Origin of the sequence: Sphingobacterium sp. ML3W, assembly GCF_029542085.1 — a bacterium.
Taxonomy (GTDB): Bacteria; Bacteroidota; Bacteroidia; order Sphingobacteriales; family Sphingobacteriaceae; genus Sphingobacterium.
In genome coordinates this window covers 6,240,434-6,258,009 of sequence record NZ_CP107036.1, presented here as the reverse complement: position 1 = coordinate 6,258,009, position 17,576 = coordinate 6,240,434, and the positions used below count along the sequence as shown (strand labels likewise).

14 protein-coding genes are annotated in these 17,576 nt (G+C 39.8%); 7 read left to right on the top strand and 7 right to left on the bottom strand.

Annotated elements, in window-relative coordinates; all coding sequences use genetic code 11:
• Entirely contained in the window at positions 1-1,452 is a 1,452-nt protein-coding gene (locus tag OGI71_RS25860) for a rubredoxin (protein WP_282253050.1), read from the top strand.
• A gap of 873 nt (positions 1,453-2,325) precedes the next feature.
• On the opposite strand, the gene OGI71_RS25855 is transcribed toward OGI71_RS25860, so the two are convergent.
• Positions 2,326-2,922 carry a dihydrofolate reductase family protein gene (locus OGI71_RS25855; RefSeq protein WP_282253049.1) on the bottom strand — a complete coding sequence of 199 codons (597 nt, stop codon included), beginning with the start codon at positions 2,920-2,922 and terminating at the stop codon, positions 2,326-2,328.
• Positions 2,923-3,555: 633 nt separating this feature from the next.
• Here OGI71_RS25855 and OGI71_RS25850 point away from each other — a divergent pair.
• From OGI71_RS25850 to OGI71_RS25835, 4 genes are all read left to right on the top strand, one after another.
• Positions 3,556-3,855: a hypothetical protein gene (locus OGI71_RS25850; protein WP_282253047.1), complete on the top strand. Its 300-nt coding sequence runs from the start codon at positions 3,556-3,558 to the stop codon at positions 3,853-3,855.
• 408 nt (positions 3,856-4,263) lie between these two features.
• On the top strand, positions 4,264-4,602 hold the full coding sequence (locus OGI71_RS25845; protein ID WP_282253046.1) for a hypothetical protein: 339 nt from the start codon (positions 4,264-4,266) through the stop codon (positions 4,600-4,602).
• An 80-nt stretch (positions 4,603-4,682) separates the two neighbouring features.
• Positions 4,683-5,462: a GLPGLI family protein gene (locus OGI71_RS25840; RefSeq protein ID WP_282253044.1), complete on the top strand. Its 780-nt coding sequence runs from the start codon at positions 4,683-4,685 to the stop codon at positions 5,460-5,462.
• Positions 5,443-8,136 carry a hypothetical protein gene (locus OGI71_RS25835; protein ID WP_282253041.1) on the top strand — a complete coding sequence of 898 codons (2,694 nt, stop codon included), beginning with the start codon at positions 5,443-5,445 and terminating at the stop codon, positions 8,134-8,136. The genes OGI71_RS25840 and OGI71_RS25835 overlap by 20 nt, the downstream gene beginning before the upstream one ends.
• A gap of 113 nt (positions 8,137-8,249) precedes the next feature.
• Here OGI71_RS25835 and OGI71_RS25830 read toward each other — a convergent pair whose 3' ends face one another.
• On the bottom strand, positions 8,250-8,696 hold the full coding sequence (locus OGI71_RS25830; protein WP_282253039.1) for a nuclear transport factor 2 family protein: 447 nt from the start codon (positions 8,694-8,696) through the stop codon (positions 8,250-8,252).
• Positions 8,697-9,752: 1,056 nt separating this feature from the next.
• Between OGI71_RS25830 and OGI71_RS25825 the strand changes: the two genes are divergently transcribed.
• The gene (locus OGI71_RS25825; protein ID WP_282253038.1) at positions 9,753-10,289 is read left to right on the top strand and encodes an STM3941 family protein; all 537 of its coding nucleotides are present in this window, start codon (positions 9,753-9,755) and stop codon (positions 10,287-10,289) included.
• Positions 10,290-10,454: 165 nt separating this feature from the next.
• On the opposite strand, the gene OGI71_RS25820 is transcribed toward OGI71_RS25825, so the two are convergent.
• Both OGI71_RS25820 and OGI71_RS25815 read right to left on the bottom strand, forming a co-directional pair.
• Complete coding sequence (locus tag OGI71_RS25820; protein ID WP_282253037.1) at positions 10,455-10,904, bottom strand: nuclear transport factor 2 family protein; 450 nt, start codon at positions 10,902-10,904, stop codon at positions 10,455-10,457.
• 206 nt (positions 10,905-11,110) lie between these two features.
• Positions 11,111-12,037, bottom strand: coding sequence for a glyoxylate/hydroxypyruvate reductase A (locus OGI71_RS25815; RefSeq protein ID WP_282253036.1), 927 nt, complete (start codon positions 12,035-12,037; stop codon positions 11,111-11,113).
• A gap of 208 nt (positions 12,038-12,245) precedes the next feature.
• Between OGI71_RS25815 and bla the strand changes: the two genes are divergently transcribed.
• Positions 12,246-13,163 carry a class A beta-lactamase, subclass A2 gene (gene bla, locus OGI71_RS25810; RefSeq protein WP_348774952.1) on the top strand — a complete coding sequence of 306 codons (918 nt, stop codon included), beginning with the start codon at positions 12,246-12,248 and terminating at the stop codon, positions 13,161-13,163.
• A 92-nt stretch (positions 13,164-13,255) separates the two neighbouring features.
• On the opposite strand, the gene OGI71_RS25805 is transcribed toward bla, so the two are convergent.
• The 3 genes from OGI71_RS25805 to OGI71_RS25795 all read right to left on the bottom strand — a co-directional run bounded on the left by OGI71_RS25805 (position 13,256) and on the right by OGI71_RS25795 (position 17,564).
• Positions 13,256-14,530, bottom strand: coding sequence for a BACON domain-containing carbohydrate-binding protein (locus OGI71_RS25805; protein ID WP_282253034.1), 1,275 nt, complete (start codon positions 14,528-14,530; stop codon positions 13,256-13,258).
• Positions 14,531-14,543: 13 nt separating this feature from the next.
• Positions 14,544-15,437 (bottom strand): DUF1735 domain-containing protein, encoded by an 894-nt coding sequence (locus OGI71_RS25800; protein WP_282253032.1) that lies wholly within the window; start codon positions 15,435-15,437, stop codon positions 14,544-14,546.
• A 78-nt stretch (positions 15,438-15,515) separates the two neighbouring features.
• Entirely contained in the window at positions 15,516-17,564 is a 2,049-nt protein-coding gene (locus OGI71_RS25795; protein WP_282253030.1) for a RagB/SusD family nutrient uptake outer membrane protein, read from the bottom strand.
• Positions 17,565-17,576: the final 12 nt, after the last annotated feature.

The window sequence follows — 17,576 nt, the reverse complement described above, 5'->3', positions numbered from 1 at the left end:
ATGAAAGGACAGTTTATCAAGGTTAACCTCTCAGGAGGTGCAATCTCTCCAGGAGAACTCGTCAACTTATTGATTCCTTTGGAAGAGATGGGTATTACGGAAGTCAAATTTGGCAGTAGACAGCAACTATATTTTAGGGTAAACGATACGCAACTTGAAGAATTAGAATATATACTGATCAATCAGGAGTTTGCTTACGAAATTGGTCAGGATATATATCCAAACATTGTGAGTTCATATGTAGCCGATGGGCTTTTTAATCAGGGAGCATGGATACGTGAAGGCGTATATAAAGATGTTTTGGACAGTTTCGAATTCAATCCCCAGTTGAAAGTGAATGTTGTGGACTGCACTCAATCCTTGGTACCTTATTATACTGGAAATCTAAATTTCATCACTTCGGAATTTAGTAATTATTGGTACCTGCAGCTCCGATTTCCCAAAAGCAACTTATTTTACACCTGGTCCACTCTTGTAAACACAGACGATATTGCGAGACTAACTCTGTTTTTGGAGCCAATGATGATCGGTTCGCTGGTTGCAACATCACGCGAAGCACAACAGTTGGGACAAAAGTTAGAAGCGTCAGCTATTGCCTCAGGAAAATTTCTTTTCCAGCCGACAGAACAGCCATTTATGGAACCCGCTTTTAAGCTCCCCTATTATGAGGGATTTAACACCTACCAAGATAGACTATGGCTGGGTGTATACCGGCGTTCCGAAACCTTTTCGACCGCTTTTTTACGCGACATATGTAATCTCTGTCTGCGACACAGGATCGGCCAATTATACACTACGCCTTGGAAATCAATTGTTATTAAAGATATTCAACCTACAACAAGACCTGATTGGGATATTATGCTAGATCGACATCGAATCAACCTGCGGCATGCCCTAAACGAACTCAATTGGATGACGGAAGATTTTGATCCCATTGCATTGGCGCTTAAGCAGGAATTGGTGCACCATATGAACTGGTTGGATATCCGCACGTACAAACTTTGTTTTGGTATTAAAATGCAACCAAAGAGTGGGATCTGGGGATCTGTAATTTTGCGTTTCATCGACTCTAAAGGAGATAAATCTTGGTTTCAGGTGCAACACACGCAAGATTTTAACCCTAATTCAAGAGACTTTGTCACTTATCAAACACGCGTGGAACGAGCAGAACTTATAAGTGTGATTTTGGCACTGTGTGAAGAATTTTATCAACTTCGAGGTAGAGCAGTGGTCCAAGAACTACATCATATTTCTACGCAGGCTACAACAGAAAAATCCGATCTGATCAGGGTCACTTATCAATGTCCAGCATGTCAGACAATATATGATCCCATCTGGGGAGATAGTACACAGGATGTCGCCGCAGGAACACTATTTGAAAATCTGCCTGCGACATATTGTTGTAGCATTTGTGAAAATGAAAAGTCAACTTTTAGGAAACTGATCAAATAAAGAACGATGCTTTTTCATGTACTCTCTTCCAGATACTGACAAAAGATGACCGACTCTCTGTAGAAACGTCGTCTGCCTGATGACAGTTTACACTTCGTCGACTGATCAACACGTTGTTTCGCTTAATAAAATTATTAATAATCTAGTTACCAGTTGAACTCTTCCTTGTTTAACCAGCATTATTTTAATAGCTATATTTGTAAAGTGAATCTGAATTCTATTTTTGAGTTGAAAGTAAGGGTTAGCTAGCCTTAAAAACTGCTTGATATAGTTGATAAAAGCGCTTCCAATTCGTGGTGAAAATATGTAACTTCAAAGATTACTCCATTAAAATATAATAATGATAGTCCCTCATGAAAATAGAGGACTTCCGTTAAGCGGCCTTGTACTTATCGGTGGTAGAAGCCAACGAATGGATTGTTCATTTTAATAATCAACCCCAATTTATCAAAAAATATTTTACTCCAATACAAACTATTTCCAATCGACTATCGTTATTATTATACAAAGCGGCTATTAGCTACCTTTCTTTTGAAAGGACCGACATAAAAATTGGCGTCGTACAGTGAGAATCCAATGGTACTAAAAAACGTTGGATGACGAAACATAAAAGAGGAAACGATAGGAAACATAAAAATTACTGTACAAGTAAACGCTAACAGAAAGGGTCTGAATAACATCAGGCCCTTTTGATGTAAAAAAGCCACATCTCCCGAGCTGGCTTTACAACATTTATTTAATAAACTGGAAAACTCGGTGAATGGTGGGAATAAAAGGGTACAGAAATATAACGTTTAACCGACTTTAAAGTCGAGTTCTTCTCATTTGTTAATGAAATTAGATTTGAGGTTTAGAGGTGAATGAAATTCTAATTTAACAAGAATTTTTGATTGTAATAGTATTATAAGGACGGTAAATATGCAAAATACTGCCACACGAATAGCACCTCGTACTGATTAAATCAAGTTTGATCCGATCTGATATATTGGGGAATAATGGCCTTCCCGATCCCAAAACAATCGGATATAGCATTAATGCATATTCATCTATTAAACCTAGCTTTGCGAGTTGAGAGACAATAGTACCACTTCCGTAAATAAGAATATCACCAAGAATATCACCATCCAAACCACCCTTCAATTGATCGATATCGTGTTTATTGACCTCCCTAACAATTTTTGTATTGTTCCAGTCAGCCTTGGCAAGCGATTTTGAAAAAACAATCTTTGCTGTATTGTTCATGAAGTTAATAAACGATGGCCGATCCGATGCTGTCAGAGTCTCATCGGACCAGTATTGAGACATTACTTCATAGGTCTCCCTGCCATAAATAATGGTATCGGCTTTATTCTGCCGCTGTTCATAAAAATCCTCGATTTCGCTATCCCAGGGAAACCAATCTGTTTCCCCATGAATACCTGCGATAAAACCATCAATCGATACCCAGTTTAAAACACTGATTTTTCTCATAATTAGTTTAGTTTTGTGTATAATTTTTGGGCTATAAATGCTTTATTACTTCCTAACAATTATTGACTAGCATAAAATTATAGATTAAGAACCTTTAAACACTTATCTTAAGGCAAGAAAACAAGGTATATTTCCTTGCTGAAATGTTTAGATAAACTCATGATGAATAATGCTCAGCTTACAGAAATAAAAAAAATGATTTAATGGTAGAGATAAACCAACTCAGGTGATCAAAAATAATTTACTCCAATAAAACTATTTCAAATCAGCTCTTGTTCTTATTATACAAAACGGCATTTGCTACCTTTCGAAAGAAAGAACCAACATAAAAATTGGCGTCGTACAGTGAGAATCCAATGGCACTAAAAAACGTTGGATGACGAAACATAAAAGAGGAAACGATAGGAAACATAAAAATTGCTGTAAAAGTAAACGCTAAGAGAAAGGGTCTGATGAAAATCAGGCCCTTTTGACATAAAAAAGCCACTTGCGAATAATAAATCATCCCCAACTAATACTAATCTTTTATGTCAGTTCATTTCTCCGCCCTTACTTTATTTACCACAGAATTAGAACATGCTCCAAGAGGCTTATATGGTTAAACAAAAAACTTAAAACAATAAAAAAATATTGATGAGTATGATAGCTGATGCTGTGCTATCAACTGCGACCTTTGCTGGTAAGGCTGCAGAATCTCCTAAAGAAAATTCAAGTGTGAAAACAACTACCCACCGCCTTGCCAACAATACAGTTCGTGTTACCAAGGAATCCACAGAAGCGACTGCGGAGGCATTCGCCCACTATAATTTCAAAGTAAATATTTACAGCTGTGATGGTGTGTTATTGGGTAGCGCAGTCTACACAGATTATACGTATTCAGCTAGGGGTTGTGCTAATTTCTTTGCAGCAATGCTTGATTGGGTTGGAAACTAGTATAGTTCCTTGTGTAACACATATTATAAAAACAGAAGCGGGGCTTATGCCCTACTTTTGTTTTGCATGATGCTTAAATCTTTCCAGAATTTGCCTATCCCCAGGGATATTCACCTCTCCTAATTCCATTCGCCTTCACTTTTACCGTTGTTTTTAGGCCCGATAGCCATCCGGATTTTATAAATATCAGTCTACTCTGCTTTGCCTGCTGTATGGCCATCTCCCAATAAGCAAAAGGTATCACCAAGTATGTAAAACTAAAAATCGAATAAGTTAGGGCGAATAATAGATCAGCCCTTACGAATACCAAACGGTCGAAATCATTTCATTTCCTTGCCCTACTTTTATTACCAGAGAATTAAAACATGCCCCAAAGGCATGTATGGTTAAACAAAAAAACTTAAAAAAATGAAAAAATTAGTAATGAGTTTGGTAGCCATAGCTGCGCTATCAACTGCGGCCTTTGCCGGCACGGACGCAAAAGCACCAAAAGAAAATGCAAATGTAAAAACAACCACTGAAAAGCTAGCCAAAAGCAATGCCCCAGTTAAAGCTACTGAAGCGGCAAAGGAAAGCAAAGCTATGTTGACAAAATGTGTTTACACGCTAAATGTCTACAATAGTAGTGGCCAAGTGATTGACACCTTCACTTCGCAGACCTATGTAGAAAATTCTTGTTCAGGATTCTTCAGCACTTGCAAAGCGGTTTATAGACATATGCTTGCTCATGGCGAATTAGGAATATAGTCTGAGAATATATTTCATTCTAATTACAAATACGAAAATTTAAGCGGGGCTCAGGCCTCGCTTTTCCAAATCCAACGATCATGAACAAATACTTTTTATTCTTTCTATTGTCACTGGCCACAACGGTTTCTCATGGCCAAAAGCTAAAGGCGGTGTACCAATACCTGCCATCGCCCATGGCTACTTTTCGGGAAGAGGTTTATTTTCAGGACGGGATAAAAACCTCCGTTCGCGATTCGCTGGCCCAACCCAAGCCGCAATCCACTGAAAATGACAACGATGAAGAGGTAAGCGGTAGCATGTCGGTGACGCTAGATATGGGCAAAGTCTACCGAAACATCGTTATCCAAAAAAACAATGCGCCCCAACTGGTCGAAACCCGCTCGCTCAAAGGCAGCAACTACCTCGTTAGCGACGAGTTTCCGACCTTGGTCTGGAATACTAACTACACCGATGTAGATACGCTGGGCAAACACATATGTCACAAGGCTACCGCCACTTACCGGGGTACTACCCTAGTGGCCTACTATACCAACGATATTCCGGTACCCGCCGGGCCATACAAATTTGGTGGCCTGCCCGGTCTTATCGTCATGTTATACAACGAAGGGGCCAACCCGCACTATTGGCTGCTTAAGGAAATTGAATATCCTTACACAGGCGATGTACCCGTTAACGAAAAATACATAAATGGGCTGCCCAAACTCAGCCTGGAGAGCTACATAAAAAAAGATGATCTCGAAAACGAAGAGCAGATGCGCATAATGATGAGCAAAATGCCGATGATGGATGGTGTAAACGTAGAACATAAAAAAATTCGTGGCAGTGTAGAGCAAGTATATGAGTGGGAAAAAAATTAAGCATTTAACAGGATGGCTTGGGCTATGCCTGTTGCCCTTATTTGCACAGGCACAGGTCACTATACATGGCAAAGTCAGCGTCAAAGGTGAAGCTTTGGGCGGTGTGCGCATTGATTTGCGTCTTGCGACCGATTCCCGAATGCTGACCTACACCTTTAGTGATGGCCAGGGAAATTACCGCTTGCAAACCGCACAAAGCGGAAAATTCATTTTGCAGTTTAAATCACTTGGCTCTGAACCGCTTAGCCTAGCTATTGTGCCTACCCAAGCCGACACCCTTATTGATGCGCAAATGCAACCCGGTGGTGTTCAGCGGTTACAAGAGGTCATTGTACACTCCAAACAGCCTTATCTACGGGGCCGGGATACTCTTGAACTGGCGGTAAGCTCTTTTTTGCAGGGCGATGAGCGCAACGTGGAAGATTTGCTACGCAAAATTCCAGGGATTAACGTAGGTACTGATGGCAGCATCAAGATTGGCAACAAAGAAGTGGAAAAGGTCATGATCGAAGGTGACGATTTTTTTGAGAAGGGTTACCGCCTGCTTACGCAAAATATGAGCGTGCAGCCGCTGGAAAAAATTCAGGTACTGCAGCACTATTCCAACAACAAACAATTAAAAGGTATCGAAAACTCGGACAAGGTCGCCCTTAATCTGCAACTCAAAGCGGATAGCAAAAACCAGTGGCTGGGTTCAGTGGGACTGCAGGGCTCACCAATTGGCCCAAAGTATTATCAAACCAGTGCCAACCTCATGAATTTTGGCAAGCGCAACAAATATTACCTCCTGGCCAGCGCCAACAACAATGGCTATGATGCCGTAAGCAGCATCAACCACCTTATACAGTCCGGATCGGCCAACGAACCCGGGCAAATTGGCGTGGATGTAAGCACGCCTACCCTTATTGACAATACGCCCAACCTGCCCAACTTCGATTATCGGCGCACGAATTTCAATAACGACAAGCTCATCTCATTAAATACCATTTTAAATCCGAGAGCTGCATTCAAGATCAAATGGTTGGGTTTTGCCAACCCCACAAAGAAATCGTTTTACCGCAATACCGTGCAGAATTATACCCTAGAAGACATTCAATTTACCACCACTGAAAACTATGAATTTACGCGCAAAATCGACAATTATTTTACCAAACTGGAATTGCAGTACGAACCCAACCCCCATACCACATTGAACTATACTGGTACGCTGGGGTCTCTGAACAGCAACGAGATGGGCGCGCTGCTTTTTAATAGCGTAGCCAGCTTAGAAACCACCAAAAACAAAGGCTACCTCACCAACCACAACCTCACGTACAGCTACAAGCTGTCAGAACGAAAAGCACTGGTCAGCTCAATCCGCTTCATCAATCAGCAGTCACCGGTCGATTACAGCATCAATCAATATTATTACGAAGACCTCTTCGGTCCCAACTCGGTGAGCGAGGTACAACAGCATATAGATAACAACCTGCGCTATCTTGGGGCTACTGCGCATTATGTAAGCCGACAACAAAACGGCAATTTTTTCGAGCTGGGATTGAGCTCAACCTATCAACAGCAAGCGCTCAACAGCCAATTGCGGCTACTGCCTGGCCCCGAAGCGGAGCACAAAACAGTAGTATACCCACCAGAATTTGCCAATGAGATGATTCTCCGCGTGTTTCAGACTAATCTTATTTCTAAATACACGATAAAACACCGCAGCTGGGAAGTGACTCCCCGCCTACAATTAGGCGTGGTACACAGCGGGCTGGTTAATTTTGAGATGCAAAAACGCAAAAACAACCTACAGCTCTCGCCCGGCTTATCAGCCAAATGGGCCGTACACCACAAAGGACGGCTGGAAACTGATTTGTTTTTCCAACAGCAGAACACCAAACTTACCGACCTGATACCCAATTACTATACTACCGGTGTACGCAATTTTGTAAAAGGAATGGATAACATAGCTACCTTGAGCAGTTCGGGCGGAACACTCCTGTACACCTATGGTAATATGAGCGACCGTTTTTTTGCCAACATACAAATCGGGCATCAGATCCTGTTTGACTATATTGGAACGGAAAGCGACCTCAACCCCAATTTTAACCTCGTACAACAGCGCTTGCTCAAAGACAAAACCCTTACCTACTATAAAGGAGAACTAAATTATTATCTAAAACTCTTAAACGGAAATATTCGCCTGGATGTGGGCTTTAATACGGCCGATTACGAAACATTGGTGGCCGGCCTAGGACGCAGGCAAATCCACACAAACAGATACGACTATGGGCTTTCGTTCAGAAGTTCCTGGAAATCCAGCTTTAATATATATACAGGATATCTTCTGCAAACCAACAGCTACCGCTCGGAAGGCAGCACAAATACCCTGACCAATGGCCAGGCTTTTTTGAATCTCTTTTTGCGTTTTGGCGACAATCTGCAGTTCAGCCTCAAGAATGAATCCTATCGCTTTGGAGCCATACCCCAACAAAAAGCCCAAACTTATTATTTTTCGGATTTTTCAGTATTTTACGATCTCAAAAAATACAAAACCCGTTTTGACATAACAGCTAAAAACATATTCAACACCCGTTCTTTCAAAAACGCGCTGCTTACAGAAATCTCGCGTTCCACCACCGAATACCGGCTCTTGACCCGATACATAAGCTTTGGAATAGACTATAATTTTTAATTTTTTATTAGAACTCACTCATTATTGACCGCTCGAAGGAAGTTGATGCAATAAAAGTAAAAGCCACATCTTTCAATGTGGCTCTACAACATATATATTTACTTGAGATGCTCTTATTTATACGAATTGATCGATTTCGACACTTTCCAGTCATTACCTTCACGTACCAAAGTCACAAGATCAGTCATGCTGAAGTTGTCAAATTTTAGTGCTATTTTTGCAATCATATAATCTGCCGATTTTTCGACGATCTTGATATTCACTTTACAGTTCAGGATTTCTCCCTTTTGTTTTTTCAAAGATTTGATCACAGCATTGCGTCCGTAGGTCGATATATTGGAAGCCTGGATCTTTTGGCTGAAATCTTCGGCAAACAACTGCTCCACACCCGCTGATTCTCCCTTTGTCGTTACCGCAACATAATGCTCCAGGGCGAAGTCTGCCGTAGAAAGGTTAACGGCTACTTTTTCTGATTTAGAGCCCGGTCCCACAGCTGCCATTACGCATGTGGATACAGCCAGTAAGGCTACTGCTGTTAATGTTTTTACTAATCTTTTCATAATGTCTCTATTTCGTTGTTTTCGTTTTTCATCTATTTGCGATGAAGCTATCATGAGCTTTTTCATCTATGCTCATGATGATATATATTCTTACTCGTTGATCTAAAAATCCGATTCAATATGCATTTAACCTATGGACGTTAGGCCAATGATCAGTGAAACTCGGTGAATGGCAGAAATAAAAGGTAAAGAGTACATAAAGCATATAAAATCCGTTTTATCAACCGCGTGCCAAATACTATACCAGTTGCCGCAATGAGGCCATTTGTACCTCCTAAGCGCTACAATGGCCTTTTTAAGATCTTTTTCTTAAAAAGAGATGTACGCATACGAACAGTTTATATGCATATTGTCCGCATACGTACAGCATATCAAGAGTCTAACAAGAGATTTACTATTTGGTGAATGCTGATGGACTTGTTTTTTATTGGTGATAAGCTATCATGAGTACCATTTGAAAGCGCTTATGGTGGTTCATAATGTCTTTATATTATTAGTTTTTTTGTTTCTTTTTTAATTGTCGCAAGGATATTGATATTGTTGCATCATTTCCTTGTAGATTCTGAATCAAAACTACAATACAATAGGCCCATAGCCTATGGACGTTAGACCAACGGACAGGAAAACTCGGTGATTGGTAGAGATGGATACGTGATTTCTTTACTGCTATTGCGCGGATGTGGAAATTTATCTATTTTTAATAGGCATTATTTTGATTTTGATCTTCAGACGCTCAATTTATTCTTTTGCTGTAAAAGAGAACGAGTCAATAACTAGTTTGATCTTTGTTTCTCAAAACCATAATATTAGAATCTATCAATCAAATGTATAACTCTGTTGGACTTACGAAATACCGACGACTGCTGTTATTGCTATTTATTTTTTCTTGCCTCGCATTATTAGTGCACAACGTGGGGGCCAGGAAATAAAATATACGAGTTTTTATAAGAATCGCTGGAAAGGGCATGATCAAGCCTTCTTATCTGCACGGTTCAGTACACTTAAAAGACAGGCGTATGATCAATAGGATACAATAGAAAAATATAATTTTACAGAATGAATAAACTGGATAATACAATTAAGCTTTATAGCAACAAAAAGAAAACAGCATTAATTTTACTCGGATCGCTATTGTTTGTTATGGGCGGCATTTTCTTTGTCATGCATCCTGAGAGTTTTGATAGGGAGCCTATATTAACGAGAGCACTCGGCATAATATGTATATTATTTTTTGGTTTCGCAGCGATTGTGTCCATCCGGTATCTGCTCGCAAACCATCTCTTGCTTGAGATTACAGATCAGGGACTGGATATCGGTGATAAATACAAAACATTTATCTTATGGCAAGATATTACTGGGTTTAAAGAAATTTCGATCTATTCAAACCCAATTATTATTATACTGATAAAAAATAGTGATGCAGTAATACAACAGGAGTCTAATAAGATTAAAAAGAAAATGATGCAGTTTAATATGAGTTATGGTTCACCTTATAGCGTTAGCAATGGCAATATGAATATAAGCCATAAAGAGCTTTTGAAACTTTTAAATGAAAATCTAATAAAATACAAGGACAACAATACTGTTTCCTGAGATCTTCATGCTCCGATTTCACTACCGGATGAATCAAAAGCGTAGGCAATAACTTCTACAAACTTGTATCATGCTTACGTTGACTTTTAGCAATCTTCTCAAGATACCACAAAGCCACATCGTGAGATGTGGCTTACAACTTATATATTTACTTGAGATGGCTTCTTATTTATAAGAATTGATAGATTTGGACACTTTCCAACTATTACCTTCACGTACCAAAGTCACAAGATCAGTCTTCGTGAATTCTTCAAAAGTTAAAGTGACCTTGGCTACCATAAAATCCGCTGATTCTTCGATGATATCGCTAGTTACTGTACAGTTTAGCTTCTCACCTTTTTGTTTTTTCAAGTATTTAACGACTTCTTCACGGCTATGTGTTCCCCTATTGGAAGAAGATTGAACCTTTTGGCTGAAATCTTCTGCAAATAATTGCTCTACTCCTGCCGACTCTCCTTCGGTAGTGACCGCAACATAGTGTTCTAGGGCGAAGTCTCCAGTTGAAAGGTTAACGTTTGCTTTTGTTGATTTTGAACCTGGTCCTTCAGCTGCCATAGCAAAAGTGGATACTGCGATCAGGGCTGCTGCTGCGAATGTTTTTACTAATGAGTTCATAATGTCTTTATTTTATATTGTTAGTTTTTTAGTTTCTTTTCTTATTGTCGCAAGGATATTGATATTGTTGCATTATTTCCTTGTAGATTCTGAATCAAAACTACAACACAATAGGCCCATAGCGTACAGCCTTTAGACTAACATTACGGAAAACTCGGTAAATAGCGAAAATGGAGCGGCGAGTGCTCCAAACATAGCTCAAACTTTTAATAACCTTTTGCCAAAGAAACTTCGTTGAGTAAAGGTCGCCCTTCAGTCATTCTTCTATAATTATCCACTACCTGCAGGACCGAAGAACTAATGTTTGTCCTACTCGCAACATGTGGTGTTATAAAAACAGAACTGCAATTCCAGAACGGATGATCTCGAAGCAATGGTTCTTGATGAAATACATCGAGGTAGGCGTTAGCAATTTGCTTCTCAGCGATTGCTTCTAATAAATCTTCATCAACAAGATGTTCGCCTCTACCAACGTTAAGTAGAACTGTTCCTTTGGGACATAAATTGAAAAGATCATGATTTAGAATTCCTCTTGTCGCGTCGGTCAATGGCAAAACATTCACAATAAAATCCGCGTTCTCGACTGCCAAGCGAAGTCCCGCAATCCCAGTGAAAGAGCTGACCCCTTGAAGATTTTTAGCTGAATTGGACCATCCGTTGACGTTGAAACCCAACTGGATCAATCTTTCAGCTACATAACCTCCAATTTCACCCAATCCTAAAATCGTTACACAAGTTTGACCAATAGATTTATATCCCAGGGGCTGCCAATGTTTTTTCGCTTTTTCTGTTGCATAAGCCGAAAAATTCTTCATCGAATGCATCAAACATGTCAAAACATGCTCAAACATATCGCTTTTTAACATGGGATCTACAATCCTGCAGGTATGGATATGTGAAGGTATTGATTTAGGAAATAAATGATCTATCCCAGCACCTCCAGATTGTATAACTTTTAAATTGGGAAAATGAGTATAATAATCTGCCTCAGGCTTCCAACAAAGTGCAAACTCGACCTCATCATAATTCTCAATCTCAGGATAGATCTCAACTTTTATTTTGGGTAAATGTTTATTGATTTCGAACTTCCATTCTTCAGCCCGACCACTATTCAATATCAATGCTATACTCATGTTGCTTTCATTTATACGAAAATAACATTTATCCTAAAAACAGCAATGTACTTATTCCTGAATAATTACTGTACAAATAAAAAACCACGCCTTATCATCTAATCTTAATTAAACATACTATTTACTCGGGGTATGTCATTTTTTTGATAATTTAGAGTTATCAAGAATCATTCAACTGACTTGTAGAAGCTTAGATAGTAAAATGTAAATACAAACGATCATGAGAAGACTATTACAATTGGCACCTTTATTCTTATTATTGGTAAGTTGCTATACATCGAATAAAAAGACAGATTTATTACGGAATAAAATAGCTCAAATCGTTTCAGATAAAGATGCAATTGTTGGTGTTTCAATCATCGGAAATAATGGTCAGGACACCATCTCCTTAAACGGAGATCGGCGATTTCCAATGCAAAGTGTTTTTAAATTCCATATTGCATTAGCCGTATTGTCCGAAATTGACAAAGGAAACCTTTCTTTGGATAAAAAAATAGAGATAGGTAAGGATGAACTTCTACCAGCAGATTTCTGGAGTCCATTGAGAGATGAAAATCCCAATGGTGGAAGTTTTACAATTGAAAAATTAATTCAATATGCTGTTTCCCATAGCGACAATACCGCTTGCGATGTGCTGATACGACTGATCGGAACGCCTAAGACTGTTGAAGATTATTTCAAAAAGAACAATATCAAAGAAATACAAATCACATTTAATGAAGAAGATATGCAGGCCAAGTGGGAAAATATGTTTCAAAACTGGACTACACCAAAAGCTGCAAGTGAGACGATAAAGATGTTTTATGAGAACAAGAACAATTTACTTTCAAAAAGCAGTTATGATTTTTTTTGGAAAACTAATATAGAAACAACAACTGGGGCAAATCGAATAAAAGGACAATTACCGAAAGGAACAATTGTGGCTCATAAAACCGGTTGGTCCGGAACAAATAAAACAACGGGTATTACTGCAGCTGTAAACAACATTGGTATTGTCTTTTTACCAAATGGTGAGCATTTTATTATTAGTGTTTTTGTGAGTGAATCAAAGGAAAATTTCGATGCAAACGAGAAAACTATTGCCGACATTGCAAAAGCTACTTATAACTTTTATACCAAGCAATAGGCAAGGAAAACTGAAGATAAAGCACTTGCCAAAGGATGCAAAATATTAAATATAGTCCCTGCTAATGACTTAACAGGGACTAGTTAGTTTTATCATTTTATTACTGTAACAACGACATCATCGACAAAAATACGGTTAACAGTGGCTGGCCAGTTACCCGATCGTTGATCGAAAGCTCCGCTCAATAACCAAAATTGCGTTTCAGCAGTAGCTCCTTTGATCACAAAAGAATATGTCGCTTCAGGCGCTTGCCATGCAGCCCTACATGCATCTAAATTGGAATTGGTAGTAGCGAGGTTATTGATATTAAATTGACTTACTGAAACTGTACCTGGCCCTTTCACACCAACTGTAAGAAGGTTGTGGTCGCCCGAAGCATAGCGTACAGCTTTAAAGGTAATCAAGAGGTTTTTGGTACGCTGAATATTGGACAGCTTCGGTGAAATAAGATCTCCACCATAATTTGTTCGTCCCAATTTTATAAAACCTGGTCGAGCATAAATTGAAGCATAGTTCCCGCCACCTTCCGTACTGTTTATCGTACTTGTCCATCCTTTTGCCAATTCAGCCGCTGTCCATGAAGCAATCCTTGTTTCACCACTGGTTGCATTAAAAATTTCGCTGCCATAGGTTAACCAGTTAAAGTCTTCGCTAAAAATAACATCTCCCTCTACTTGTGCTTTAACGCCTTTTTGATAAATGATAAGTGGATTTGTTTGCGGCACTTCATTCAGAAATAACAGGAAATTTGCTGTACGTTCAATATCAGTATTTTTATTGACACTGACAGTTATAGGTGTATCACCTATACCCTCCATCGGCGATACGGTCACCCAGTTAGCTTCTTCCTCCAAAGCGATTTTCCATTTTCCTGTGGAACGAAGGACATAGTTACCAGTTATCCCCGCCTCAAGGACATCTAACTTAGTGGAAATACCATCGATTTTTAGGTAAGGCTGGTCTTGCTGCTCCCCTGTAGTGCCTGCTGTCTGCTCTATTTTAAACACATTACTTTGTAGGCGCCCATCCACGGTAAAAAATAAGGTCATCGCACGTGCTTTTTGATCGGTATTTTTTGCTACTGTAATCGTGAATTTACCATCGCCACTACCCTCTGTCACATCTATTTTAAACCAAGATTCTTTGCGTAGGGGTTCTACTTTCCAGTTCCCATTGGACTGTACTGTAAAGGTTTCTGAAGAACCATTCGCAACCACTTCCATTTTTGATGGACCATCTTTAAGTGTCAAAAAGCTATTTAGTTCATTATCTTCTTTACAAGATAAAAAAAACAGTGTTAAAAGAAGGAAAAAGGCCAATATCGCCTTTAACAGCGTTGCCGATGTACTATAATTTGTCGTATTCATGGATGTTATCTATTTATTTTACCGGCATCTCTACTCGCTCCTTCATCACTGTTGTGACATTCCCTATTGTATATTGATAAGACAATAGGAACACATTTGTTCGCATACCAAAAGCCTCCTCGACTTTAAACTTATTTGGATAAGATGGATCGTTATTCAACTGCACAAGCGCGATGTCCTTATATGGCCTAATGGTCACATTGTTAAATTCATCCATCTCCAGTATAAGACAATTCTTCTCAATATTTGGCACTTTAGACACAAAGGTTTCATTTCCAGCCACCATACGTACACTATTACGAGTCAAGGGAAATAGCTGCTTATTTGCGGCAGTGGACAAACCATTGGCGAAACCTACCATAGCATACATCGAGTTTTTTGCCTGCGATGCGTACATATTCTCAATAATCACCTGATACAACATTGTACTTTTCTTGGGCTTAATTTCAACAGCGGAGCCATTGGTTGCTTTTAATCCGATAAAATAGGTTGAGTCTGGAGACAATCCATCCGGACGCAACTTGACCATAGTACGCCCAGTCAGCTGACCGGCTTTGATCACGATTTTATCATCCATAATTTCATATTTTTCCTTAGGCAGTAACTTCGCATACAGCTCATCTGCATTATCATAAACCGCAAAATTATATTTTGCTAAAGGTGCTGCATCTTCTTCCAATCCGATGACCAAGTCTTTGGTAGGTGCATGAGTCCCCCCTGAAGAGGCCGCTATATATCCTATAACTTCTTCACCGGTCAACTGAACAACTTCTTTAAATGTATTGTGATAGTCAGAACTAATTAGTGCCACCTCATTTTTATACATTTCCTTATCGAACACTTCATTGTCCTTACAAGAAGAGCATAGGATCGAAATTGCAAGTATTGCTATAAAACTTCGTTTCATACTGATTTCTTTAATAGTCTTCCACATCCAATATGTCTGATGGAAGACCTTTATATTTCTTTTTTCTATTGCTTACTCCTAATTATATCCTGGATTTTGGTCCAAGGAAGGCAATCTTCGCATCTCAGCGCGGGGTATAGGTACCCAAATCAGCTTTTTATCTACCTGACGTGTCAAGAACGATGAAGTACCAGGTGAGACTCTTTTGTAGAAGGTCTCGCTAGTTGCACCATCTGGATTCATACCACGGATAGGCTCGCGTTCGGTCTCTTCATAAATTCCCCAGCGACGTACATCATAGAAACGTCTATTCTCCCATAAAAACTCGACCATACGCTCACGTTCAAGCTGCTTTTGAATTTCCGCTTTGCTGGATAGCTGAGCAGTCGAGACACCCGGTAGCCCCGCACGGTAACGCACCATATTAAAAGAGGTTTTGATTTCATTCTGATCACGGCTAAAGGTGTAGGTTTTATCGCCAAGCTGTACCGTATGACTTCCAGTAAGATTGTTTAGAGCTTCTGCATAGGATAATAAGATCTCTGCATAACGGATAATCGGGTATGCTTTGGGCATCATTCGAGCACCTGTACCAGTAAGGGCGTCAAAAGCATGGTTCCATTTTTTGATCACATATCCGGTAAGCGGATAATTGGGTGAAGATGCAGATACCCCACCACGACCATCTGGCTCTTGATAGAAATATTTTGCCGTATGATTATTCAAGGTAGTACTCGATAAGGCTTGCCATACTGCTCCATTGAATCCTATCGAAGCATAAAAACGCATTTCGCGGTTGGCATACATTTTAAATATCCCTGTATTCATCGGATAACCGGAAAAACTACGTGCTTGTGTCGTAAAAAGATCAGCAAATGTGCCGCCAGCAGGAAGGTCGGCAACTGCCTCGAAATAGGTATGACCTCGGGCTTCTTCTTTTGTGCGGCCATCATCCATGAGGTAAGCATCCACGACCTTTTGTGTCACAGAGAAACGCCCCCATCCACCTAAAGTTGGAGGAAATGCGCCTTGATTTAAATCGGTATTAAGGTAGCCTGTGTTTCTTCCCCAGATATATTCCGGATTAATAGAAGCCACAGCCTCTCCAGTAAATACGTCCGAGTAGGATCTAAAGGCGTCAATTCCCTTTGCCCCATTGGGGTATTCCCCATAGAAATTCGGATCGGAGGTTACCCCGTTGGGTAGTTTCGGCGTTCTTTCATCAGCCGGAACGGTATACAGTTTATATCTCCCCATCTCCATGACGCGTTTGGCAGCCGCAGCAGCTAGAGCCCAACGTTTTTCATCGTATTGCTGTGATATATAGTGCACACCATCCGTTTTACGGGTCCAGCTACCAAAATAGGAATTTGCTACTGGTCCTCCGTTGTATAATGGACTCGCATGAATCAAGCGCAAACGGGCAATTAATGCAAACGCAGCTCCTTTTGTAGGCTTACCAAAATCCAAGAGTCCCACATCCGCAGGCAACTGTACCGCTGCCTTCTCAAATTCGCTGCAGATATATTCCATCGCCTCATCATATGTCGCTCGAGGACGGTCATAATATTCAATGGTCTCATTGGTACTCACGACATCATCACCCAATAAAATTGGCGGACCAAAATCGATAATGAGGTTATAGTAAGCATAGGCTCTTATAAAACGGGTGTATCCTTCAATACGATTGCGTTCAGCATATGTCATGTCCTTTGGCCTATCTATATTCTTCAATACATTATTTGCTTTGCGGATAATTTTATAATATGTCCCCCATTGATTAAGCCCACCATAAAAATCAGGTGTGATATTTCCCGTAACGAAATCCATCCCGTAGTAAATATTCGTAGTCCCGGTACCGGTCAGTCCGTTTATGGCCTCATCCGTTGCCATTGGTCCCGGTGTATAATTACTACGAATCGTATTGGATTCATCTGGGAACATAGCTGCTGCTCCCCACATGTAGGCCTCTATATAGCGCTTGTTCGTATAGGCCGAATCGATGTTAAATTCGTCGTCAAAATAACTATCGATATTCAGGTAATCTTTACAGGATATTGTCGCCGACAACAGCAGTAAAGCGAATGTAGCTTTTGTTATTCTTTGTATGATTATTGACGTTTTCATGTCTTTAATTGA